Raw genomic sequence first — 24,266 nt, forward strand, 5'->3', positions numbered from 1 at the left:
GCTACACTTATTGTTTAATCCGGAAAATTTGTATTTTTCAATTTTATCCGGAACTTACAAGTAAGTGTGCACATGCTCATGCTGGGCACACACAATTTGCAAATTGCATTGCGGGTGCAGTGGTGTGCGTTGTCTCTGCTCCTTTCTTGACCGTCATGTCCTACCGGACACTGACGCTCTTCGAAATCCGCAACGACAACTTGCAAGTGACCGTTAGCCACAAAAAAAGCCGGTCGATAAATCAACCGGCATATATCTTAAGATTCAACGACTCTTATTCGTCAAGCTTGTCAAGAGCAAAAGCGTAAGCACCCAGCGAAATGGCACGGCTTGCTCCGATACGGCTAATTCCCACGGCCAACATTGGCTCCGGGTTGTACACCACCGTTTTTTCGCTCTGTGGCACCTTAATTTCGACTGCTTTCTGATGAAACAAGGCTGCTAATCCCTCTTCGGTATCGGCACTCACCACTTTCTGTACCAACCGGGGCATCGTTTCCCCGTTCGGTAAATCCAGGGTACTGTTCATTTCAGCCAGAGCAGAAGGCATAATCAACTCAGCTGCACCTGAGAGTCCTCCGCCAATCACAATCAAACCATCGAATGTAGTGGCCAGTTGAGTAAGCACATCTCCCAGTGATTCGCCAACCGAAGCAAAAGCTTTTGTCGCTGCGTCACTGTTTCCGGGACGCATACCTTTCGCAATCTCGAAAATATCTTTCGGTGTCAGTTCTTCAGCATTCGCGTCTCCGCTGTACTCACCGTAATGACGTTTCACCGCACGAATGGAAACACCATCTTCGGCACACCAATTGGCATTTAGTTTATTCCGGTAGGCATAAATCTCGGCCGCCATGGCATTGTCGCCAATAATAAGCTTGCCTTCGCGTACCAAACCGCCACCCAAACCGGTTCCTAAGGTAATTCCAACGAGATTGTGGTATCGTTTGGGTGAACCGGCATCCTCGAGGCTTTTATTGATTTCGGGAAGAAATCCTCCCAGCGCCTCACCATAAGCATACAGGTCGCCATCGTTGTTGATGTAGACGGGCAAATTGAATTTCTCTTCCAGGAACGGACCGAGTGCTACACCGCCACGGAAACCGGGCAAATTGACCAAATCGCCAATAATTCCATTGGGATAATCGGCCGGACCGGGAAAAGCGAAACTAATCGCTACCGGCTCTTCCTGCAATTCTTCTTTCACCCGGGAAAAACCATCGACCATGTTGGCCAGACTTTTTTCCAGATTGTCTCCGTTTGACGGTAATGTAATGGGTTCAACAATATTTTCGCCGCCGCGAATGGCTGAAAAGACAAAGTTGGTACCTCCGGCATCGAGTGTCATCACCACACGCTTGTCATCAAATAAGTTCATTGGTTTACAGTTTTTGTGAATTTCGGAGGTTGAAAATACAAAATTCCCTCTAAAACGTGTCAGCATTTCAGTGGTTTGGAAAGTCTTTAAACAAAAAAAGGCCCGGAAAATTCCGGGCCTTTTTCAATTCGGTATTATTTCTTACATATCCAGATTTTTCTGAATCAGCTCCTTCAGTTGTTTTGCCTGCGGATCACTCGGATCGAGCTTCACAGCTTTATCAACATAAGGCATAGCGGCTTTGAAATCAACCTTTGCTTTCGCAACCTGTGCTTTGTACTTGTCGTCGGTTGTTTTGTACTTGCCGGCTTTTACATCGTTGGCAGCAGCCTGCAGAATAGCAGCACCTTTTTTGTAGTGCGCATTTCCTTCTTTCAGGTAATAAACGCCCAAAAAGGATTTGATTTTCTTACTATTCGGGTACTTCTGGAGGCCCGTTTCAAGCGTCGACTCAAACTTGGCCATGTTATTCAAGTGCCGGTAAGAGTTGGCAATGTACAAATACGCGTACTCAGCTTTGTAACTTGCGTCAGCCGCCATGGTGAAATACTTGATGGCTTTGTTCCACTTCTTGATTTTGTAAGCAGAATACCCCGTGTTGTAAATCATCACATAATCCGGATCCTGGTCGCCCCAGTTGGCAATAGCTTTCTCGAAATTGGTAAGCGCTTTTGCATAGTCCTTCGAACGCAAAGCTTCATTTCCCGCATTTTTCGATGCGATTGCATCCGCCTTTTGGTCCTGTGCAAAAGAGGTTGCCAAAAATCCTACACTAAAAATTAAAACAGCGATCAGTTTCTTCATTGTTGCTCCTATTTTTAAATTATCTATCAATTATGTTCTATAGAATGCTATTAGTAAGCTCAAAAATAATGATTTTAAAAAAATATGAAAGTAGTTACATGTATATTTTTCATCCCCGCTTCATACACTTGGGCACTGAATATAATAGTATCTACTCATAAATCTTATGTATTTGTCGGAATCTCCCCCTAAAAACAGACGGGCAATAACCATAAAACAGAAATCAGGGGTTGTACCGGTCTTTGTGGTAAAACTTCAATATATTCTGAATCATATCGATGTATCCTTTGGCGTTTTTATTTTCCGGTTCAACCGATACAACCGCATTGAAGCAATTGAGGGCCTTTCCCCACTCCTGCATTTTGTAATAGCTCATTCCCAGAAGCATGTTGACCGTTGAATCCAATTCATTGATCTCATCGTTATTCAGTATCGAGAAAACCTCTTCCAGTTCGCCCCGCTCGTATGCTTCTTTCGCTTTTGTCAATTTCTCATTCATAGGTTAAAATTTCAATTACCCGCTTTCCTGACACAATGTGATACGAAAACTGTGCCATATTTTGTTTACTATAGATTTACTATTCAGGATTTGATATTGTCGGCACGCCCAACAGACAGCACACCATGTACATTACGTAATTTCTGAATCAGGAAATCGAGGTGTTCGAGGTCATTTACATACACCCGCAGCGTTCCTTCGAAATTGCCGTTTTCCGAATTCACTGATATCGAGCGCATCTGTACACCGACGTCTTTGGAGATGATGTGGGAAATATCGCTGACGAGTCCCATTTCGTCCGTCCCGGAGATGTGGATGGTCGTCTGGAATGAGTTCCGTTTCCCGGTATCCTTCCACCGGGCCCGAATGACACGATAGGGATAGCGTTCGAACATCTGCGGCGCATTGGGGCAGTTCATCCGGTGGATTTTAATTCCTTCGCGAATGGTCACAAAACCAAATATGTTGTCACCGAAAATCGGATTACAACATTGCGCCAACTTGTAATTGATGTTCCGGATGTCATTATCAATCACCAGGAAATCGCCGCCGGTATCGAAAGTCAAGTCTTTCATATCCGAAGCCGGCAAAATTTCCGATAACTTATCTTTGGTTGTCTCTTCCTCCTTCTTGCCGGTCAGAATATTCTTAATCTCCAGCGGCTCAATTTTCCCCACCGAAATATTGTAGTACAAATCGGCGGCTAATTTCAGCTTGTAATGTTTTAACAAGTCGCGGATGACTATGTCGTTGTAATCTATCTTCCAGTTTTTCAGCTTACGCAGAAGCATCTCTTTGCCATTATCAGCTTCCTTTTTCTGCTCCTCGTTCAAACTGGCCTTGATGCGCGACTTGGCTTTCGAAGTCACCACAAATTCGAGCCAATCGAGCTTCGGCTTCTGATTGTTGGAGGTTTCTACCGAAATATGGTCGCCGTTTTTCAGCTTATGTTTCAGCGTTACCATCCGGTCGTTCACCTTTCCACCGGTACAATGATCGCCAACAGCCGAGTGTATTTCATAAGCGAAATCCAGCAAGGTAGAACCGGCCGGTAGTTTTTTCAGATCACCTTTCGGTGTAAAAACGAAAATTTCGTCTTCGTATATATTCACCTTGAACTCCTCGATGAAATCAACCGGGTTCAATTCGGGATTCTCCAGTATCTCGCGGATATTCTTCAACCAGTCGTCCAAATCCGAAGAGCCTTTCCCTCCTTTGTAACGCCAGTGAGCCGCCAAACCGTTCTCAGCTACGTCGTCCATCCGGCGCGTCCGGATTTGCACTTCAACCCAACGCTTTCCCGGTCCCAGCACCGTCGTATGAAGCGACTCATAGCCATTGGATTTAGGGATGGTGATCCAGTCGCGCAAGCGTTCGGGGTTTGACTGGTACTCTTCGGTAACTACCGAGAAAGCCTGCCAGCAATCCGACTTCTCATCTTCCGGCTTCGAGTTTAAAATAATACGAATAGCAAACAGATCGAATACTTCATCAAAGTCGACTCCCTTCTTATTCATCTTGTTCCAGATGGAGAAAATCGATTTAGTCCGGGCCTTCATCTCAAAATCGAAACCACGTTTTTTCAGCTTTACTTCGACGGGTTTGACAAACGCAGAAACAAAATTCTTTCGTTGTTCATCCGTTTCCTTCAACTTATCGACGATGTGCTGATAATCTTTGGGATGTAAATACTTTAGCGAAATATCCTGCAACTCGGAATTGACCTTATACAGCCCCAAACGGTGAGCTAGCGGGGCATACAGATGCATGGTTTCATGCGCATGCTTCTTGTGCACCGAATGCGGATACCGGTCGAGTGTACGCATATCCTGCAGCTTGTCCGCAATTTTAATCAGGATAACCCGCACATCGCCCGAAAGGGCCAGCATCAACCGCCTGAAGTTTTCACTTTGCAGCGCCAGGTTATCGGTCTTGATGCCATTTATTTTAATCAGGCCGTCAAGTATTTCAGCAACGACTCTGCCAAATAACTTTTCAATTTCCTGCCGGGCCTTGGTTTCTTCCTCTTCGGTGTACACGTTATGCAGCAACGCTGAAATCACCGAATCCGACGCCAGTCCAATTTCGTTGGCAGCCAGGCGCGCTACCGCGATGGAATGCAAAATAACCGGGTCACCATTCGACCAGGTTTTGTCACCAATCTTTTCCTTCGCCAGCTCAAATGCATTATGCACCAGAACCAGTTCTTTATCGCTGAAACTGCGCGAGCAGGCAGCAATTAGTTTGTTATACTCTTCTGAAATAAGTTCGTTAAAGCTTTCCGTCACTTGCTGTCAATTTACAAATCCGTCACTGCATAAAATTAGCAAATATGGGAGGAGATTGGAAATCCTGTTTTCATTTCATCGGGTCGGTACTAACCGGCGAAGTCCTGTAATAATCGGTTTGTGGATATCCGCCCGGGGTATTGTAATATCCACCGTTATAAGGGTTTCCAACCTTGCTGATACTGAATTCGGCCTGCATGCTAAACTTGTCGGAAAACTTATAACCGACAAACAAAGAGCTGCCATAATTTGTCAGATTCTTCACGGCCGGATTCAACTCATTTTCAGACTGAAAAGTGTTTGAAACGAATCCTGTTCCGCCTAAGAATAATTTTTCGTTAACAGCGTAGGTCGCCTGCCCCAGTAAAGACGCATAGTAATATCGACCACTCATCACCGGGTATTCATTCAGATAATAAGAATAGAGAGGCATATCCTCGAACCGGGTCACTCCCATCGTTCCCAGCATATCGACGCGCCAGCGCTTGCTAGGCGAAAAACTAAATCGCGGAGCCACATATTGATTGAAGCCGTATCCATGTTTAAAATTGGTAAATACCGACGTCCCGACTTCAACACCAAAGTCATGCGGCATAACAGAATCCGTTGGCGATTGCTGCAATTGAAGCGACAGAGGCACTGACATTTCCGGTTTCTGTACCGACAATGAATCAGGCTCTTCCGCCAGGGCAGTCTGCACAAAAATGGCCATAAACAACAACGTTAATACGCTATATTTCATCCTCATAATCATCAACTTAAAAACACCAGACCGGCTTAGAAATATCCTACGCTCAAGATTGTAAATATCCTTCATCTTTCCTAACAAAAACCAGACCATCAAGAATCTGAACAGGGGGTTTTATTTTTTGATAAATTGCCGTAACTTTTCTCAGAATTTGCCCTTTATCGATATCAATCTTTAACCTAAATAAATATTCCATGATGAAAACTTTACTCTCCCTCCTAAAGGTATTTACTGTGATGAGTATTGTATTGCTCTTCAGTAAATGTACAAGCGACCATGGTGTTCCCGTGGATGAGCCTGTAAAACAAACTATCCCCCAGTCTGATGCTTCAGGATATCTGACACAAGTTAATGAAGTTATCCATTTCCGGCCATTCGACGGCCAAACGAAATCTGTTACTGTTGATCCGGTACAGGGACTCACCCTGGTTCACAAGGCAAATGTAAGCGCCCCAGAAGCCGATTTGCCGTTGAGTGCCTCTTGCCTTTACGTTAAGGATGACATAGCAGTTATAGGCTATAACGTTCAGGGAACCGAATTTGGCGGTGCATTTCAGGTTATCAAGTTCAAGGAAGAAACCGAACAGGTAGAAACGGTCGTATCCAATCTGCCAGTCGACGTGAACGACATCATGCTGAAGGATAACATCGTGTATATGGCCTGTTCCGATCCGAAAACCGGCGCAGCACTTTATACCTATAACTTAACTACATCAGAATTTACCCGCGCTTTCATTCTTTCGAAATTACTGGAAGGACAAACAGTTGCTTCGGCAAACGGTTTGGTTTTATCTGATTCGGAAGCCATGTTGTCTGCCGGAAATACCAATGGTGGTCTGTTTTGGGTTTCGGAAGGAACCGAAGGTTTCAGTGGCCTTAACTATTACGGAGCTACTTCAGCCAGTTCGATAGCGATGAGCCCCGATGGAAATCACCTGGTCTTGTTGGTCGGTGGTAACGAAGGCGACAAAGCCAGCCTTGTTTTGACCGGAACCGACGGCACTTTTGAGAAGACTATTACGTTGTCTGATGAGCCGGTAACGCATCAGAATGTTGCAACCGAAAATATGTACAGCGGAAAGACCAAGGTGCGTTTCATTACCGATAATATGGTGATTGCCACATTGGGAAGCCAGGGAGCGGTGGTCGTTAATCTCACTACTGATGAGGTTCAGTCTACTCCGCCTTCGATGTTACACGCAGGAAACACAAACAGCTTTGCCTTCGACGACAAATTCGTTTACTACGGTAATGGCGCCGATGGCTTGTACCTGGCCCGTTACGATACCGAAAATCCTTCGCTGATGGTATACCCGGTATGGGTTTGGGATACGCAATCCAGTGCACCTCCGGGATCGGTCAACGATGTAGCATCCGATGGTTCGAAGTGGATAGTTGTCGCCAAGGGGCTTGACGGCGTGCACATTTTGAAATTCGTCGATGACGGATGTGGCTGCAGTTTCTAATGGCAGTGCACAGAACTTCGACTAGCAAGAAATAAATAGTACTAAGCAATCGATAATTCAGCAAAGAACTCAGGCCGGTGAAAATCCGGCTTGAGTGTTTTTATAGGAGCCCAACTAACAAAATGAGGAATGAGCGTTTCGTCGCCGCATTTATAAAAATTGCCGCGAAAGCTTTTTCCTCTTTCCAGTCCAATCATCGAAAAAGGAATCTCAACCGTTAGGTTCCAGTCCGATAGAACATCTTCAGGCGGCAATGCATCCGGATGTAAACTGGCGTTGCGTCTAATCAATGCCAACTCTTCCGTCTGCAAACGCCGCCTGCTTTTACGCTTAGCTCCTACTGCAGACAAACAAACACCCAATGCATTGAACTCGAAATTGCGGTAATTTTCATTCTCCTGAAGAAAAAACTCCACGCACGAATCTTCGTAAACCGGCTCCTGGTCGTTTCGGTTAACTGCTCTCACATAATCCTTACGAACCACGTAATGCAGGAACAGCGAATGACCGCAATGTCCCAGGTATACATCAACTTCCGGTTTGTGCGGAAATTCGTTCCAATTGATTTGCTGAAGCTGAAGTGCCAGTCCTTCTGTCGGAAGCAGTTCTCCGGCATTCTCTGCAGTAAGTGCCGGAAGATATGGAATCGTTGGGATAGTCATCATGTTCGGTAATTTGGTTGGTGCAAGCTACGAAATCCATTGACCACAAAAAAGCCGGAAAACCTCTATGATGATTTTCCGGCTTCAACAAGATCCATTAAAATAATTACTTCCTCACAGATGCCTCCTTGTGCACCCGCTCCAGTTCGACCGTAAAGTGCCGAAGAATGGGCGCTTCGTGGGTAATGCTAAATCCATGTTTTATCTGGTCTCTGCGGTCGTAAACATTCTTCAATACCGCAGCTACGTAGTGCATGTGATTATTGGTATAAACTCTCCGTGGAATGGCTAAGCGAACTAATTCCAGCGCCGGATAGCGGTTTTCCCGCGTATGCGGATCCCGATCGGCCAGCAATGTTCCAATCTCAACGCCGCGAACTCCACCTTCGAGATACAGTTCTACAGCCAGCGTCTGAGCAATATATTCCTCTTTCGGAACATGTGGCAGAAAGCGTTTGGCATCGACAAAAACAGCATGCCCGCCAATGGGTTGCTGAACCGGAACGCCATACTCAATGAGTTTGTCTCCCAGGTATTTTACCTGCTGAATACGGGTGTCGAGGTAATCGAAATCAACGACTTCCTGAAGGCCTACCGCCAATGCATTCATGTCGCGGCCACTCATGCCGCCATAGGTAACAAAGCCCTCGAACATGATGGTATGCATCGAGCATTTGTCTACCATCTCTTTTTCCCGGAAGGCCATAAACCCGCCGATATTCACCAAACCATCTTTCTTCGAACTCATGGTCATCCCATCGGCATAGGAGAACATTTCGCGGACAATTTCCTTGATAGACTGATTCCGGTAACCGGGTTCCCGCATTTTGATGAAATAGGCATTCTCCGCAAAACGAGCTGCATCGAAAATAATGGTAGTGCCGTATTTTTTCGCCATCTGGTACACGTCCTTCAAGTTCTGCATGGAAACGGGCTGACCGCCGGCGGTATTACAGGTAACCGTTACAATAATCATCGGAATGCGCTCTTTCGGGTTCGAAATCAGCACATGCTCCAGTTTATCCAGATCGACATTCCCTTTGAACGGATGCTCTTTAGTGGTATCGTATGCTTCTTTGATGGTACAATCGACTGCATCGGCATGACGAAACTCGATGTGACCTTTGGTTGTATCGAAATGCGCATTACCCGGAATCAAATCCCCTTCTTTTATCAGCGATGAAAACAGCACGTTTTCGGCTGCCCGTCCTTGGTGGCTGGGAAGGAAATAATCGAATCCGGTAATGTCTTTGATGGTTTCTTTCAGATGAAAATAGGAAGAAGAGCCGGCGTAACTCTCATCACCGGTCATAATCGCTCCCCACTGTTGGTCGCTCATCGCGCCCGTACCGCTATCGGTCAGCAAGTCGATAAAAACCTGCTCGCTACGAAGATTAAATAAATTGTATTGGGCTTTTTTTATCCACGCTTCACGCTCCTTCCGGGTACTTTTCCGGATAGGTTCCACCATCTTGATTTTATAGCTTTCTGTAAAAGGTAAATCCATCTTAATTTGAGAATTTAGGGTGTTCAGGTAAAATCCGGCTTTCGCCGAATCAATCATCTAGAAATATTAGAATGCGATGGATTAACAAAAGGAATCCCTGTTCTTCAGATTCCTGTAGAGCTGAAACATCAGCCACCATATGTGAATGGACATTTTCATGTTAACTCCCTTACTTATGTTACAAATATAGGGAATGCAACAGGCGTCGGGGGAAAAAGAAGTCGAAAAGGGTAATTCCAATTTTTATTTTAGCGGGTGTTCTTCAGCATGGGGTTGTCGCGAAAAATAGCGGTCGTTTCCATATATCACGTTGATTTTTCCCGGTAGGATTTCCAAGGTATAATGCCCTCGTTTTAGGGTCTCTCCGTCCGATTCGCCGGGGATAGGCTTATCCGATTCAAAACGAATCTGACGAGCTGTGTGGGTCGTTACGTGTTTGTCCTGAATAAAGCTTCCGTTGTATAATCCGGTAAAATTTCGGAGTATTCCCCACAGGCCTATCCGTCGGATGACAGTTACCTGAAATTCTCCGTTGTCGGGAATGGCTCCGGGAGCCTGCATCATGCCGCCTCCGTTGAATTTTCCGATACCCACGCTAGCGCTAAACAGCACAGTTTCAAACGGCTTTTCATCAACAAAATAACGCAACCGCCGGCTTCTGTACGACAAATAACTGGAAACCAAACTATGTATATACACCCGAATACCTGACTTGCCTTTGTCCTTCAACCGGTTGGCGCGGGCTGCTGTCATCGCATCGAAACCAAACCCTGCCATGTTCATGAAATACCGGGTCACCGTTTCGGTGGGGCGACGAATGGTAATTTTTCCCACATCCTGCCGAATGGTTTTGCCTTCCAGAATAATTTCGATAGCCTTTTTGTATTCATCGGGTATCCCGAAAGTACGAATCCAGTCGTTTCCGGTCCCAACCGGAATCATCCCGATAGTCACCTCCTCCGGAGGACAGTTATCTTGTTGAAAGACACCATTCACCACTTCATTCAGAGTTCCGTCACCTCCAGCGATAATAATATTCCGGTAACCGGCTGCCACCATTTCACCCGCAAGGGAAATCGCGTGGCGAGGATAATCGGAGGTCACCATATGGAAATTGATTTTGTGCTTCTTCAGCAACTTCATAATCTTTCCTTTATCGTGCGCTCCTCTTCTACTTCCAGCATGCGGATTGAGAATAACCAGCCAGTCAGATTGTATCATTTTTCTCGAAAATTATGTTCCGAAGATAGTAAAATTGAGATCAAGCAAGCGGAGTGGAAAATGTGTTATGCATCATCCGAGGGATTCCGGCTCATCTTGTCAAGGAATTCATCGATAAACAGGTTCATGTGATCAAAATGAGAGCCCTCCCAAAATACTTTGCCACAGTCGGTGCACCGATAAAACTGGTCAAAGTAGCGGCGTGTTCCCGTTTCGAGCCTTTCCTGTACTTCTTCTTTGGGTACCTCTACCATATGTCCGTTGCACTGCATGCAGCGCGTAAAGGGACGAATGGCCCGAATAAGGCCGAAATGTTCAATCACTTCTGAAAGCTGCTTTTTAGACTGCTGCGAACGAAGCCAGTAGCCCAACTTCACGCGATTGTATTTAAGGATACCCAGGTCGCGGGTCAACACAATCCGGTTCTCCGCTTCAGCAATATCAGCAATCACATCGTCATCCATCCGGTTACGGTAAAGGGTGTCGAAGCCCAGCATACGAAGATACTTCGCCAGTTTTCCCAGGTGGACGTCCAGAATAAAACGTGCTTCACCCGGCAATACCGTACGCAGATGAATAACCGAGCTATCATTTAGCAATTCGGCCACCGGATACACGTTCACCAGATCCCCAGAAGCCAGCAGAGCATCAAATGCAACCGACTTACCATTTATCGTCAACACATCGATTTCAACGTGGGGAATACCGGCTGATTCGACGGCATCCTTCACCGTTTGCCCTAAATTGAGTTTTACCCTGAAGGGTTTTTGCCGGTAATCCGACGGAAGAAAATCATTCAGGTTACCAAAGGCACGAATCCATATGAAGGAAAGTTTGCTCATCGGATTGTCTTGCTACCAAAGGTAAGAAAACCTTTTTCGGGATACGATATTTGGGCGTTTAACCGCCAAACGGACGACTTTGCGCGTCATTTTTCGGCTTCAGCAGAAAAAAATAGAAAAAGCCTTTTAAATTTGCAGCCGGAAAATCATCAAAATACAATATCTGTAAGACTATAACGTATGGGACGCGCCTTTGAATACCGCAAGGCCAGGAAGCTGAAACGCTGGGGCACCATGGCCAAAACCTTTACCAAACTGGGAAAAGAAATCGCAATCGCAGTTAAATCCGGTGGCCCCGATCCGGTAGCCAACTCACGCCTTCGCGTGTTGATTCAAAACGCCAAAGCGGCCAACATGCCCAAAGACAATGTCGAAAGGGCTATCAAACGTGCTGTATCCAAAGACCAGGATGATTACAAAGAGCTGGTTTACGAGGGCTACGGACCATACGGAATAGCCGTGTTGGTAGAAACAGCTACTGACAACCCCACTCGTACCGTGGCCAATGTGCGCAGCTACTTCAATAAATGCAATGGCTCACTGGGAACCTCTGGTTCGGTTGAATTCATGTTCGAGCACAAATGCAACTTCAAGGTAAAAGGCAAAGAAGGACTCGACCTGGAAGAGCTGGAACTGGAATTGATTGATTTTGGTGTACAGGAAATATTCGCTGAAGACGAGGACATTCTCATTTACGGCGACTTTGAATCGTTCGGTCCAATCCAGAAATACCTGGAAGAGAACGAATTTGAAATTGTGAGTGCCGAGTTCGAACGTATTCCGAACGATACCAAAGAATTGAATGAAGAGCAGGTAGCCGAGATTGAGAAGCTACTGGGCAAGTTGGAAGAAGATGATGATGTGACCAATGTCTTCCACAATATGAAAGAAACAGAGTAAACATCTCTTCAAGAAATACAGTTAAAAGCCCTGAGATGCCAATGCTACTCAGGGCTTTTATTTTGATTCTCATCTATATATAAAACCTAAAGTCACGTTCAAATTTAATAGGCGGTTTTCATCACTTCACCAATCGCTTCGTACAATTCAGCTTTTTTAATCGGTTTCGCGATATAGCCATGGCATCCGGCTTCCAGCAACTGGTCGCGCTCCTCCAGCATCGCATAGGCTGTTTGCGCTATAATCCGGGTAGTTATTCCTTTCTCTTTTATTTCCTGAAGACATTCGTAACCGCTTTTCACCGGCATATCGATGTCCAACAACACCAAATCAGGCTGGCTCTGTTCCAGCATATCCATCAAAATTTGCCCGTTGGAAGCATGTTTTATTTCTGACACCCGGTTCTTCAGTATCTCGCGCAAATACATATACGAGTTCCGATCGTCTTCAGCGATAATAATGCTCAACCCATGGAATTCATCCATCTTACTTCCGGCTTTCTTACCTTCGGGAAACATCTCTTTCACCGGTTGATACGGAACTGTAAAACTAAAAGTAGTCCCGATATTGGGTTGCGATGTAAACCAGATACTCCCGCCCAAAAGTTCTACAATACCTTTGGAAATACTAAGCCCCAGACCGGCACCTTCGTGATGTTTATCTTCATCAATCTGCCGGAAGCGTTCGAATATGATTTCCGCCTTTTCAGGAGAAATACCGAGCCCTGTATCTTTTACATAGAATTCGATGAAATTGCCATCTTCGGTTTGTTTCTGAACGAAACCAACCGTAACACTTCCCTTCCGTGTAAACTTCAATGCATTACTCATCAGGTTGTCTATCACCTGTTGCACCCTGATGCCATCGGTATGCAAACGAATGGCGGCGGCATCTTCGGGAAGTTCCAACATCAAATCCAGGTTAGGATTGCTGGTGACCCATGCTGATTTCTCAAAGGTACGGTAACTATTTTCAAGCAGCTTGGCAGGCTCGCAATCAGTTTTGTGTATTCGCAATTGACCCGCCTCAATTTTGGAGATATCGACAATATCGTTGATGATTTGCAGCAGGCGCTTGCTGGAATTCTGGATAATATCAATAAAATTATCGCGTTCTGGGTCGTCGGGGTCCAACTCTCCCAGCAAATTGGAGAAGCCCATAATGGCATTCATTGGGGTACGGATTTCGTGGCTCATGTTGGCCAGGAAAATAGATTTCAACCGATCGCTCTCTTCCGCCTTTTCTTTTGCTTTTAGCAACTCCATGCCTGTTAAAACCTCACGGGTGATATCCTGCAGCGTACCGTGGCGTCTGACAGGGCGTCCCTGCGCATTGTATTCCGTAATGTAGCGTTGCTCGATATGCTTTATCCGGTTATTATTAAGTAACAACCGATGCGTTATTTCGCCAAACATTTCGTTAATTTCAGCGGAAGTATAACACTCTTTCACCTTCTTCCTGTCCTCCGGATGAATTAGCTGAATAAATTCATCGAAGGTAATTTCAAGGGTGCCGGCTTCTAACTCCAGGATGTTACCAATTGCCTCTGAAAAACCAATGTTCATGGTTGTGAGATCGAGTTCCCAGTGACCTATCTGTGCCAACGTTTGCGCCTCTTTCAACTTCCGCTCGCTTTCCTTCAACGCCTCCTGTGTTCTATAAAAATCGGTCATGTTCCGGGCTACCCCAAGCACGCCAATCAGATTTCCTTCCGAATCACGCATGGGCGTTTTGATGGTTTCAAATAACGCCTCATGTCCATCGTCAGCGTAGGTCACCCATTCGAGGTTCGTCTGAGCTCCGTCGGTCTCAATGGCTGCTTTGTCTTTTTCACGGAAGAATGTAGCCAAATCACCCGGAAAAAAGTCGTAATCCGTCTTTCCGATTAACTGTTCCACGGGAACACCCATCAAGCGCTCAAATTCATGATTGCACGACAAAAACCGACCTTCTTTATCCTTTAGCCAAACTAAATCGGGAATGGTTTCGATAAGTGTTTTTAGCTGTTTCCGTTCATTTTCCAGTCTTAATTTGGCCTCTTTCCTTTCGGTAATATCTCTGACGAACATCATATGAGCCGGACGCCTGTTATAAGTCAGTGTACTCGCTGTTAGCTCGACAGTGATTAATCGACCATCTTTATGCTGAATAATCGTTTCGTAATTCGTTGGAACATCTTTTCCAATGGTTCGTGCAATGTAATATTGCTCTAAGCGAATACGTTCCGAGGGCGCAATGAATTCCAGAAAATTTCGGTTAAGTACTTCATTTCGTGCATAACCAAAAGCCTGTGAGATCATGTGGTTGGCAAACTGAATCAATCCGTCCTGAAGAATCACAATGGTATCACCGGCCCCTTCAACCAACGTCCGGTATTTTTCCTCACTTTCGTGAAGAGCATTACGGGTTTGCCAGTTTTTATTCTGCTTCAGCATCAACTTTCCCAGCAATACATTCCCAATCGGATAAACCGTCAGGAGCGGCAATGCCAGCTGCGACAACGTTTCCCAACGCACACTGGCAGGAAGCAAAAGTGAGCAGGCCAACATGGCCAAATGAACCACTACCCCAAGAGAAAGTAACTCCAGAAGTTGATTGCTGCAAAACCAGTTGGGACGGAGTTTTCGCCAAAGAATACCAATGGTTCCGGAGGTAATGATAACGGCTGTTCCCATCCACACGCCGGCACCACCTTCCAGTATCCGGAAGACTCCCGTAGCAATCATGGCAATAACAGTGGGAACCAGTCCAAAGAAAACACCGGATATGGAAAGCATTACCGAGCGCGTGTCGAAAACCAGGCCGGGTTTCATGGTCCATTGCGATAACATCAGAATAATCCCGATAGCTCCCAGAATAACGCCGGTAATCAGTTTATCGGAGATTTTTTTTGAGTTCTCTTCTCCCACCCACAGATAATCGTAAAGCATGCTGAAGGCCAGAAGAATGGCTGTATTTTGCAACAGCGCTACCACAATCGAATTATTCATCCTCTATCACTTAGTCAAGGGTGCGAAGATATACTATTTATCAATCTTTTAAGAAAAGATTTCTCATATAGCAGTCATGTTTTTTCCACACATTCAATTTATCCTTGGGTTCGTTATTACAAATTTATAACGATAAAGAAGTGAATAAAATTGTCTGAAACAGGGACGAACCCCGCGATTCATTTATCCGGAGTTAGGCCAAAAACCAAAACGTAAAAAGTGGAAGAGTCTATAACCGGACTACAGAAAATTCTTATCAAGAAACTCCTGAAATTTCTCTTTGTACTGGTCGCCTACCGGGATGTAGACTTTACCAAAAACGATGCGGTTTCGTTCGATCGTTTCGATTTTTGCCAGGTTGACAATGTACGAGCGGTGTACCCGCATGAAGCGGTCCTCGGGTAGTTTGGCATCCAGCGCTTTGAGGGAGTTGAGCGACAGAATGGGTTTGGCTTCATTCTGTGCGTGCACTTTGATATAGTCTTTCAGGCCTTCGATATACAGGATATTATCGAAGTTAATGCGCCGGATCTTGTATTCTGACTTGATAAAAAGATATTCATTGTTGGCCTCGATTTGCGTATGCGCCTGATGTTCCAGGTTGAACATATTCTGCGCTTTGATAGCGGCCTTCAGGAATTCCTCATAACTAAAAGGTTTCAGCAGGTAATCGACCGCATTCAGTTTAAAACCTTCCAACGCATATTTTTCATAGGCGGTGGTGAAGATGATTTTAGGCGGAGAAGTCAATGTGCGGGTAAACTCGGTTCCCGACAAATCGGGCATGTGGATATCGAGAAACAACAGGTCGACCTGCTCGTGTGCCAAAAATTCCATGGCATCGAGCGGATTGTCGAACGTATTCACCAGTTCCAGAAATGGTGTTTTCTGAATGTAGCCCTTGATCAGTTGCAGGGCAAGAGGTTCGTCATCGATAGCTATAACCCGCAGATTCATTTTTTCGGTTTGTAGGTTGATTTCACAAGACAATTTCTTTAAGACTCGCTAATCTGAATAGTTAGCAGCACCTGGAACATCTCATCATTTTCATGAATTTCCAGTTTATGTTTTCCCGGGTAAAGTAGCTTCAGGCGTTTCCGGGCATTTTCCAGTCCAATTCCGGAGTGCTTTTCCACCGGTTTTCCGGAAGAGACTTTACTGTTCCGGCACATGAAATTAATCTTCCCGTCATCAACCTGCAGTACGATATCGATGAATGATTTTTCGCGGTAGCTGATTCCGTGTTTAAAGGCATTTTCGATAAATGGGATGAATAACAACGGCGACACTTTGATATTCTGAGTTTCTTCCGGAAACGAAACATTGACGGTTACCTTTTCGTTGATGCGCAATTTCATTAAGTCGAAATAGTTACGCATGAAGCTAATCTCTCTTTCCAATGGGATTAACTCGCTCTCCGATTCGTACAACAAGTACCGCATCATGTGCGAGAGTTTCAGTACTGCCTCTCCCGCATCGTTCTGATTGAGGCTGATCAACGAATAGATATTGTTCATGGTATTGAAGAAGAAATGCGGACTAATCTGGCTTTTCAGCAGGGCCAATTCTGAATTCAGCTTAGCTTTTTCCAAATCTTTTCGTTCTGCTTCATTCTTTGCCAGTTTACCCATTACCCGCAGCCCCATAGCAAATCCCGAAACAAGTATGCTCGTCACTAAATAAATGTAAATATGGAATTCCCGTGGCGGTGGTTTCGGGAAGTTATTCTTCTTCCAGATTTCCCGCATAGCCTCCATGAACCGTTGCTCATCTGCCGTCACCAACAGGTGATTTCCCCAGTCGCTCACCCAGTAAAGTGCAAAAACCATAACCGATATCAGCAGAAAGTACATCCATTTCCGGTCTTTCAGGAAGAACCGGGGAATCAGCCAGATGTAATTGATGTAAAACACTGCTGCATACACCGCCGTGTTGAAATAGAGCCGTCCCGACATCATTCCGCTGCGCCCCCAGGCCAGCATCATCAGGTACTGTGGCAGGAAGAAGAGGAAAATCCAGGCCAGCACATGCAACAAAATATGCAGGCGATTACCGGAAAGTAGTTTTCGTTTCATTTGTAATGGTTTGTGCCCGTGCTGCTGAGATGAATTTCAGCAGCACGGGCAAGGATTTATATCCTGAAGTCTCTAAGATAGCAGAATTTACTCATACCGGAGGGCATCAATCGGATTTAAGCCGGCGGCCTTTCGGGCCGGATACCATCCAAAGAAGATACCGATGGCCGAGCAGACAAAAAACGACAGAATCACCGAGCTAGACATCACATACACCGGCCACCCCATGATGGAACCGACCAGATTGGAAGCCAGGTAGCCCAGTATAATCCCCAGTATTCCCCCGATGACACTCAGCAGAACCGATTCGATGAGGAACTGCATCAGGATATCGATACCGCGGCCGCCGATGGACATCCGCAGCCCGATTTCGCGGGTACGTTCGGTCACCGACACATACATGATGTTCATGATACCGATACCGCCCACCAACAGCGAAATGCCGGCGATGGCACCAAGCAGGGCTGTCAGTACGTTGCTGATGGACGAAAAGGTACTTACCAATTCCGATTGGGAGAACACCCGGAAGTCATCATTGTCGTTGCCGGTCAGCTTATGTGATTTGCGCAACGCATTTTCCACTTCCGTGATGGCTGCATCGGCTTTTTGTTCGCTGGCGGCTGACATGCTGATTCCCTGGATATAGTCAATGGCCAGAATCCGCTTCTGAACCGTTGTGTAGGGCGCCATGATGATATCATCCTGGTCACGGCCGAACGAGTTCTCGCCCTTTGCGGCCAATACACCAATGATCTTCATCGGGACTTTATTAAAACGGATATTCTGTCCTACCGGATTGGCATCTTTCCCAAAAAGCTTTTCTACCACCGTTTGTCCTACCAGGCAGACTTTCCCCATCGTCTTGATTTCGTTTTCGGTGAACATACGCCCGCTCGACAAGTCGTACTTTTTAATGTTCAGGTACTGGTCATTGATACCGAATATCGATGTCGGCCAGTTTTCGTTGCCATACACCACCTGCCCGCTGGCCCGAAGTTCGGGCGAAACGGCTACAACATCGGGGCAACTTTTCTCTATCGCGCTAATATCTTTCAGCGTCAGCGACTCCGCATTCGAGTTTCCCAGCTGTACGCCTCCTCTCTCCTGCGAAGCCGGCATCACCTGGATGAGGTTGGTTCCCATGGACGACATCTGCTGCTGAATGCTTCGCTTCGAACCTTCGCCAATGGCCAGCATGGCAATCACCGAGGCCACCCCGATGATGATACCCAGCATGGTTAAGAATGCCCTGAATTTATTTCTTCGCAAGGCATTGATGGCTATTTTGAATAGATTGGAAATATTCATCTCGCTAAGGGTTTAAAGTGAAACATCCACGTCCTCGTCGGGAGGAAGGTTATCCAGCATTTCCTGTGCGCTCAGCCGGTCAGTCACCGGATGTTCGCCTTTGATAAGGCCATCGCGGAAAACAATGTTCCGCGTGGTAAAGCGGGCAATGTCCGGTTCGTGCGTTACAAAGACAATAGTTTTGCCCTTGTCGTTCAGGTCCTGGAAAAGGGCCATAATTTCGTAAGAAGTACGGGTATCGAGGTTTCCGGTGGCCTCATCCGCCAGAATCACAACCGGGTCATTCACCAGCGACCGGGCAATGGCCACCCGCTGTTGCTGGCCGCCCGAAAGCTGATTAGGCATGTGGTGCATCCGGTCGCTCAAACCTACGGCATTCAGTGCCTCCTTCGCGCGTTCTTTCCGCTCTTTACTGCTTACCTTGCTGTTGTAATACAACGGCAATTCCACATTCTCCAGCGCCGAGGTTCGCGGTAGCAGGTTATATGCCTGAAAAACGAAGCCCAGCTTTTTATTGCGCAAACCCGCCAGCTCGTTCCGGTTCAGGTCGCCCATGTTGATGCCGTCGAGCTGATAATCGCCCGAACTCGGCTTTTCGAGACACCCCAGGATGTTCAGCATCGTCGATTTACCTGAACCGCTGGCTCCCATGATGGCGACAAACTCTCCTTTGTGAATCTCCATATCGATTCCCCGTAAGGCGCGCACGGTCACTTCTCCCACATGAAAATCCTTGTGCAACTGATTGACCTGTATGATGGTGCTGTTTTCCATTTCTTTACTTTTTATTCTTGTTTCGTCGCCCCGGAGGTGTCGGCATGAACGGACTCCTGGCTTCTTCCGATGAATTATCTGCCAGTTTCTTCTCACTCATCGACAGCACAACCTTCTCTCCTTTTTTCAGACCGGAAAGAATCTGCACATCGGTTCCGTCGTTGATGCCGGTTTTTACGGTTACCGGATGGAGCATCACACCATCTTTCACCCACACATGTTGCTCTTTCTGTCCGTTTCCTCCCTGATTTTCACCGGAAGGTGACACCGTTTTCCCTTTGTTGGGTTCAATTGCCATCGCTGCGTTACGCGGACGTTCGTTTTCAGGAAGTTGGCTCATGTAGGCCTGCATCAACTGTGGATCGGGTTTGAACAATAGTGCCTGGACCGGAACTTTTAGTGCATCGTTCGATTCCTTTACGAAGATGGTGGCGCTGGCCGTCATTCCCGGCAGCAATTTCTTGTCAGGATTAGGAGCTGAGATGATAACGGTGAATGTTACCACGTTATTGGTCGTCACCGGCTCTAATCGTATTTCGGTTACCGTACCCGCGAATTTCATATCAGGGTAAGCGTCTACCGTGAATTCCACCCGCTGCCCGTCCCGCACCTGGCCAATATCGGCTTCGTCCACGTTGGCTTCCACCTGCATTTGAGTCAGGTCGTTGGCGATGGTGAACAGCGTCGGGGTGTTGAAACTGGCGGCAACGGTCTGCCCTTCGTCAACGGCACGGTTGAGTACTACGCCATCAATGGGCGAATAAATCGTTGCGTAATCGAGGTTCGTCTTGCTTTTGTCGTACCCCGATTGAGCGCTGATGACGTTGGCTTTGGCCTGCTCGTAATTGTAGACCGCCTGGTCGTAATCGGTTTGCGAAATCAGTTGTTTCTCGTATAAGGGTTTCAGCCGTTCGTAGTTGGCCTTTTGGTATTTCAGTTCCGCTTTTGCGTTGTCGAGCGTAGCCCGGGCCTGGTCGAGCGAAAGCCGTAATGGTTCTTCATCGATTTTGGCCAGCACCTCTCCTTTTTTTACGTGCGAGTTAAAATCGACATACAGTTTTTTGATGCGGCCCGAAACCTGCGTACCGACTTCTACTGTTTGAATGGCCTGAAGGGTTCCGGTGGCGGTTACCGTATTGCTGAGGTAACCGGTGTCGGCCGTAGCCGTCTTGAAATCGATGGTTTTATTCTTGTCTTTCATGACATTGCTCACCAGCAGTCCGCCTATGGCAATCACCGCAATGGCCGATATGATAATGATGGTTTTCTTTTTCATGTGTGTTGATATTACAGGGTTAACGGTATTCCCGAATAGAAATCGAGGATTTTATAGTCGAATATCAGGGTGTATTTCGATTGCAGCAGATTGCTCTGTGCGGTAATCTGGTTGGTTTTTTGTACCAGGAAATCCACCGAGTTGATGAGTCCCTGCCGGAACTTTTCTTCAGCCACCAGATACGACTCATTGGCCGCGTCGTATTTCTCCACGCTGGCTTCGTACTGAATCTGTGCCGATTTCACGTCGGTACAGGCCTGCTCAATCTCTTTCCGCAACTGGTTTTTCACATCGATTTCCTGCAGCTCTGCATTCTGTGTCCCGATTTGCGCCAGCTCTACATTCGATTTTACCTGTTTGTTATCGAATATCGGGATGGACAGGCTCAGTCCCACCGAAGGCGTCAGCTTATCGCTGAGCTGGGTGCTGTAACCCGAACCGGTCAGCAGGCTCGAATAACCCGTATTAACTCCGGCATCTAACGACAGTTTGGGTAGATATCCCGCTTTGGCGATGTTCACGTCAAGGGCAGCGCTCTGCTTGTTCAGCTCCACGCTTTTCACTTCGGGTTTAAAACCTAGTGCTTTCAGATAGACGTCCTTCGGAATCGGATTACGTTGCTGATTGACCAGCGAATCGAGTACCGGACGGATGATATGAAAGTTATCGGTAACCGGAAGCTCCATCAGCTGCATCAGGTTCAGTCGGGCAATGGCCAGGTCATTTTCAGCATTCGCCAACGTCAGCTTTTCGCTGGCCAGCTCCGATTTTACCTGCAGGTATTCCGACTGGGAAATCACGCGGAGCGATAGCTTTTCCTTGGCCAGTTCTACCTGTCCCTGTGTCGACTGAATTTGGTTTTGAGCATTGGCAACGGCTTCCTGCGCATAGAGCACCTGCAGATAAGCGTTCAGAATATTCAGGCTCACGGTCTCCTTATTGGTCTGAATATCGTAGTTGCTGCTTTGCAGGTTCAAATCGGCCTGCTTGATGGCATTGGTCAGCTTCGAGCCGTTGAAGAGCGTCAGGCTGGAGTTCACACCGTAGTCGGTGCTGTTGGCCCCTGCGTAATTATCGTTAATGCCGTTGCTCTTGCTCCAGCTGAAATGCTGATTGACTGATGCATTGAGGGATGGCAGCTGATTAGCCCTTGCCTGGTCGGCATAAACCGTGTTGCTTTGGTAGGTTAGTTCACTTCCCCGCACGGTGACATTCTTTTTCAATGCATACTGAATACAGTCCTGCAAAGTCCAGTGGGTCGAGTCGGCCGGTTGCGCCGAAACAACCGAATTGGAGAAATACAGGATGATGATCCCGATGATGGAAATATGCCTGATGATTGTTTGCATGCTTTCGTGTTTTGATTTTACCGAAAGGTAGTTTCCGGCAAAGCCGAATGAAAGCAGAATAGACCGGGCCAGGGATTTTATCGACGAAGGGAAGGATTTTATCGAACGAAAATTACACGAAACGAAGTTCGACGAAGCCAATTGCTCTTCGAGGTTGCAGGGAAGCAGAACAATGAATTCCCGTATACCGCCGATAGCTCCCGGCCACGATATATCGTGGCCCTACCTGGCCGGCAACGGACGGAATATCGAAGCCGAACAACAATAACGACAGGAACAACAGAAACCATTCAAACCGCAAAGCGCAACCTGAAACCTGAAAAGCGAAGCGACGTAACCTGGAACTTGTCATGTCTCCTGTCTCTCCTCTCATATCTATGATTAAAACCTGTTACATAATATCAGGGAAAAAAGATTTTTTTTGCCCATATTACTACCCCATTCTTGTAAAGTGAAAACACCGCTGATGACCGGTGAAATGCAACCGCCCCATTAACGGGAACCCTAAAACCTGTGTAATGAATCAAAATGCCAAAACCAAAAAAGAACTCATCGTTGAGTTGCAGGAATTGCAACAGAAATACCAATCGTTAAAGAAGGAATACGACAAAAACATAGCCGGTCGGAAGCAGGCCGATTTGGATTTGCAGACAAGCGAAGAACGCCTCCGCGAAATCAACAAGACCGATTGGGTGTGGGAAGTCGACGAAAAAGGCGTGTACACTTACACATCGCAAACCGGCATCGACATGTTCGGCTCATTGCCGGAGGATGTTATCGGGAAGACGCCGTTTGATTTCATGCCCCCCGAAGAAAAAGAACGCGTTGCCACCTTGTTTGCAGAAATTATCGAAAAGAAAGCCCCGATTAAGGACATGGAGAACTGGGTTATCACCAAAGATGGTGAATTGCGTTGTGTGCTCACCAATGGTGTTCCCATTCTCGACGAAAAGGGAAATTTGAAAGGCTACCGGGGCGTCGACCGGGATATCACCGAAAGGAAAAAAGCGGAAGCCGAAATCAAGCGCATGAATGAAGAACTGCTGATTAGCAATGCCGAAAAAGACAAGTTCTTCTCCATCATCGCGCATGATTTGCGCAGCCCGTTTAACAGCTTTCTGGGCCTGACCCAGGTTATGGCGGAAAACCTGCAGGATTTGACCATGGAAGAGATACGCAAGTTCTCGTTAACCATGCGCGACTCGGTTTCGCACCTGTACCGCTTGCTCGAAAACCTGTTGCAGTGGTCGCGCATGCAGCAGGGAATGATCCTGTTCAACCCGGAAATCATTCCCCTCTGCTCCATCATCATCGACAGCCTGGATATTTTAGCAGAACCCGCGCAGGCGAAAGAGATTGAGATCACCTGTGCCATCCCCAATAACCTCGAGGTATTCGCCGATGTGAATGTTGTGCAGACCATTATCCGCAACCTGGTTTCCAATGCGATAAAATTCACGCCCCGGGGCGGAAAAGTCGACATTACAGCCAACCTATTGCCCGACCGTTTTATCGAAATATCCGTTGCCGACACGGGAATTGGGATGGACCGGGAGATGCTGGACAAGCTGTTCCGCCTCGACGGGAAAGTCAACCGCGAAGGAACCGAAGGAGAAACCAGCACCGGACTCGGTTTGATTCTCTGCAAGGAGTTCATCGAGAAACAAGGTGGAAAGTTATGGGTGGAGAGTGAGGTAGGAAAAGGCTCTGTCTTCTATTTCACCCTTCCATTTGCCGAGGAATCGGAAAAGCGAAACCTGGGCGAAAACGGAGCCATTGTTTCCGAACCGGACGATGAAGACGGTAACCTGAAAGTGCTGATTGTTGAAGACGATGAAACATCGGAGTTAATCATATCCATTGCCGCGAAGATGTTTGGCAACGAAATTGCTTTGGCGAAGACCGGTGAGGACGCGGTGATAATTACCCGCGGCAATCCCGATATCGATTTGATTTTGATGGATGTGCAGATACCCGGTTTGGATGGCTACGAGACGACCCGTCAGATACGGGAATTCAATAAAGATGTTATCATTATCGCCTTAACCGGCTTCGGTTTTACCGGCGAACGCGAGAAAGCCATCCAGGCCGGATGCAACGACTACTTCTCCAAACCCGTGAACAAATACAAGCTAAAAGCCGTCCGGCAGAAGTATTTCAGTAAATAAGCAAACGATGC

The 24,266-nt window shown here is 46.7% G+C and carries 20 protein-coding genes; 3 read left to right on the forward strand and 17 right to left on the reverse strand.

The annotated features are described in order from the left end of the window. Positions 1-274 precede the first annotated feature (274 nt). The 5 genes from CLV93_RS17765 to CLV93_RS17785 all read right to left on the reverse strand — a co-directional run bounded on the left by CLV93_RS17765 (position 275) and on the right by CLV93_RS17785 (position 5,717). Entirely contained in the window at positions 275-1,378 is a 1,104-nt protein-coding gene (locus tag CLV93_RS17765) for an ROK family protein (protein WP_106543572.1), read from the reverse strand. A gap of 141 nt (positions 1,379-1,519) precedes the next feature. Further along, positions 1,520-2,182, reverse strand: coding sequence for a tetratricopeptide repeat protein (locus CLV93_RS17770; protein WP_106543573.1), 663 nt, complete (start codon positions 2,180-2,182; stop codon positions 1,520-1,522). A 223-nt stretch (positions 2,183-2,405) separates the two neighbouring features. Then, on the reverse strand, positions 2,406-2,681 hold the full coding sequence (locus CLV93_RS17775; RefSeq protein ID WP_106543574.1) for a tetratricopeptide repeat protein: 276 nt from the start codon (positions 2,679-2,681) through the stop codon (positions 2,406-2,408). Between the two features lie 83 nt (positions 2,682-2,764). Continuing rightward, complete coding sequence (locus CLV93_RS17780; protein WP_106543575.1) at positions 2,765-4,969, reverse strand: RelA/SpoT family protein; 2,205 nt, start codon at positions 4,967-4,969, stop codon at positions 2,765-2,767. Between the two features lie 70 nt (positions 4,970-5,039). Then, entirely contained in the window at positions 5,040-5,717 is a 678-nt protein-coding gene (locus CLV93_RS17785; protein ID WP_146142067.1) for a hypothetical protein, read from the reverse strand. A 194-nt stretch (positions 5,718-5,911) separates the two neighbouring features. Between CLV93_RS17785 and CLV93_RS17790 the strand changes: the two genes are divergently transcribed. Further along, a complete protein-coding gene (locus CLV93_RS17790; protein ID WP_146142068.1) occupies positions 5,912-7,183 on the forward strand; it encodes a WD40 repeat domain-containing protein in 1,272 nt (423 codons plus the stop codon). 41 nt (positions 7,184-7,224) lie between these two features. On the opposite strand, the gene CLV93_RS17795 is transcribed toward CLV93_RS17790, so the two are convergent. The 4 genes from CLV93_RS17795 to CLV93_RS17810 all read right to left on the reverse strand — a co-directional run bounded on the left by CLV93_RS17795 (position 7,225) and on the right by CLV93_RS17810 (position 11,415). Then, complete coding sequence (locus tag CLV93_RS17795) at positions 7,225-7,848, reverse strand: carbohydrate-binding family 9-like protein (RefSeq protein WP_106543578.1); 624 nt, start codon at positions 7,846-7,848, stop codon at positions 7,225-7,227. Positions 7,849-7,951: 103 nt separating this feature from the next. After that, on the reverse strand, positions 7,952-9,409 hold the full coding sequence (tnaA, locus tag CLV93_RS17800; protein ID WP_211297902.1) for a tryptophanase TnaA: 1,458 nt from the start codon (positions 9,407-9,409) through the stop codon (positions 7,952-7,954). Positions 9,410-9,595: 186 nt separating this feature from the next. Further along, positions 9,596-10,573, reverse strand: a complete 978-nt coding sequence (locus tag CLV93_RS17805) for a diacylglycerol/lipid kinase family protein (protein ID WP_106543579.1) — start codon at positions 10,571-10,573, stop codon at positions 9,596-9,598. Between the two features lie 65 nt (positions 10,574-10,638). After that, positions 10,639-11,415 (reverse strand): Mut7-C RNAse domain-containing protein, encoded by a 777-nt coding sequence (locus CLV93_RS17810; protein ID WP_106543580.1) that lies wholly within the window; start codon positions 11,413-11,415, stop codon positions 10,639-10,641. A 180-nt stretch (positions 11,416-11,595) separates the two neighbouring features. Between CLV93_RS17810 and CLV93_RS17815 the strand changes: the two genes are divergently transcribed. After that, complete coding sequence (locus tag CLV93_RS17815; RefSeq protein WP_106543581.1) at positions 11,596-12,315, forward strand: YebC/PmpR family DNA-binding transcriptional regulator; 720 nt, start codon at positions 11,596-11,598, stop codon at positions 12,313-12,315. A 104-nt stretch (positions 12,316-12,419) separates the two neighbouring features. Here the strand turns inward: CLV93_RS17815 and CLV93_RS17820 are convergent, their stop codons facing one another. The 8 genes from CLV93_RS17820 to CLV93_RS20145 all read right to left on the reverse strand — a co-directional run bounded on the left by CLV93_RS17820 (position 12,420) and on the right by CLV93_RS20145 (position 22,460). Next, entirely contained in the window at positions 12,420-15,305 is a 2,886-nt protein-coding gene (locus CLV93_RS17820) for a PAS domain S-box protein (RefSeq protein ID WP_106543582.1), read from the reverse strand. Between the two features lie 240 nt (positions 15,306-15,545). Further along, a complete protein-coding gene (locus CLV93_RS17825) occupies positions 15,546-16,262 on the reverse strand; it encodes a LytR/AlgR family response regulator transcription factor (protein WP_106543583.1) in 717 nt (238 codons plus the stop codon). 38 nt (positions 16,263-16,300) lie between these two features. Continuing rightward, the gene (locus tag CLV93_RS17830; protein WP_106543584.1) at positions 16,301-17,380 is read right to left on the reverse strand and encodes a sensor histidine kinase; all 1,080 of its coding nucleotides are present in this window, start codon (positions 17,378-17,380) and stop codon (positions 16,301-16,303) included. Between the two features lie 87 nt (positions 17,381-17,467). Next, the gene (locus CLV93_RS17835) at positions 17,468-18,688 is read right to left on the reverse strand and encodes an ABC transporter permease (RefSeq protein WP_106543585.1); all 1,221 of its coding nucleotides are present in this window, start codon (positions 18,686-18,688) and stop codon (positions 17,468-17,470) included. A gap of 12 nt (positions 18,689-18,700) precedes the next feature. Continuing rightward, positions 18,701-19,462 (reverse strand): ABC transporter ATP-binding protein, encoded by a 762-nt coding sequence (locus tag CLV93_RS17840; protein WP_106543586.1) that lies wholly within the window; start codon positions 19,460-19,462, stop codon positions 18,701-18,703. 4 nt (positions 19,463-19,466) lie between these two features. Next, positions 19,467-20,738, reverse strand: a complete 1,272-nt coding sequence (locus tag CLV93_RS17845) for an efflux RND transporter periplasmic adaptor subunit (protein WP_106543587.1) — start codon at positions 20,736-20,738, stop codon at positions 19,467-19,469. A gap of 11 nt (positions 20,739-20,749) precedes the next feature. Next, on the reverse strand, positions 20,750-22,087 hold the full coding sequence (locus CLV93_RS17850) for a TolC family protein (RefSeq protein ID WP_106543588.1): 1,338 nt from the start codon (positions 22,085-22,087) through the stop codon (positions 20,750-20,752). 112 nt (positions 22,088-22,199) lie between these two features. Further along, positions 22,200-22,460 (reverse strand): hypothetical protein, encoded by a 261-nt coding sequence (locus CLV93_RS20145; RefSeq protein ID WP_146142069.1) that lies wholly within the window; start codon positions 22,458-22,460, stop codon positions 22,200-22,202. Between the two features lie 145 nt (positions 22,461-22,605). Between CLV93_RS20145 and CLV93_RS17855 the strand changes: the two genes are divergently transcribed. Then, entirely contained in the window at positions 22,606-24,255 is a 1,650-nt protein-coding gene (locus CLV93_RS17855) for a hybrid sensor histidine kinase/response regulator (RefSeq protein ID WP_106543589.1), read from the forward strand. The last annotated feature ends 11 nt before the right edge of the window (positions 24,256-24,266 follow it).

This window comes from Prolixibacter denitrificans, from assembly GCF_003014495.1.
Taxonomy (GTDB): domain Bacteria; phylum Bacteroidota; class Bacteroidia; order Bacteroidales; family Prolixibacteraceae; genus Prolixibacter; species Prolixibacter denitrificans.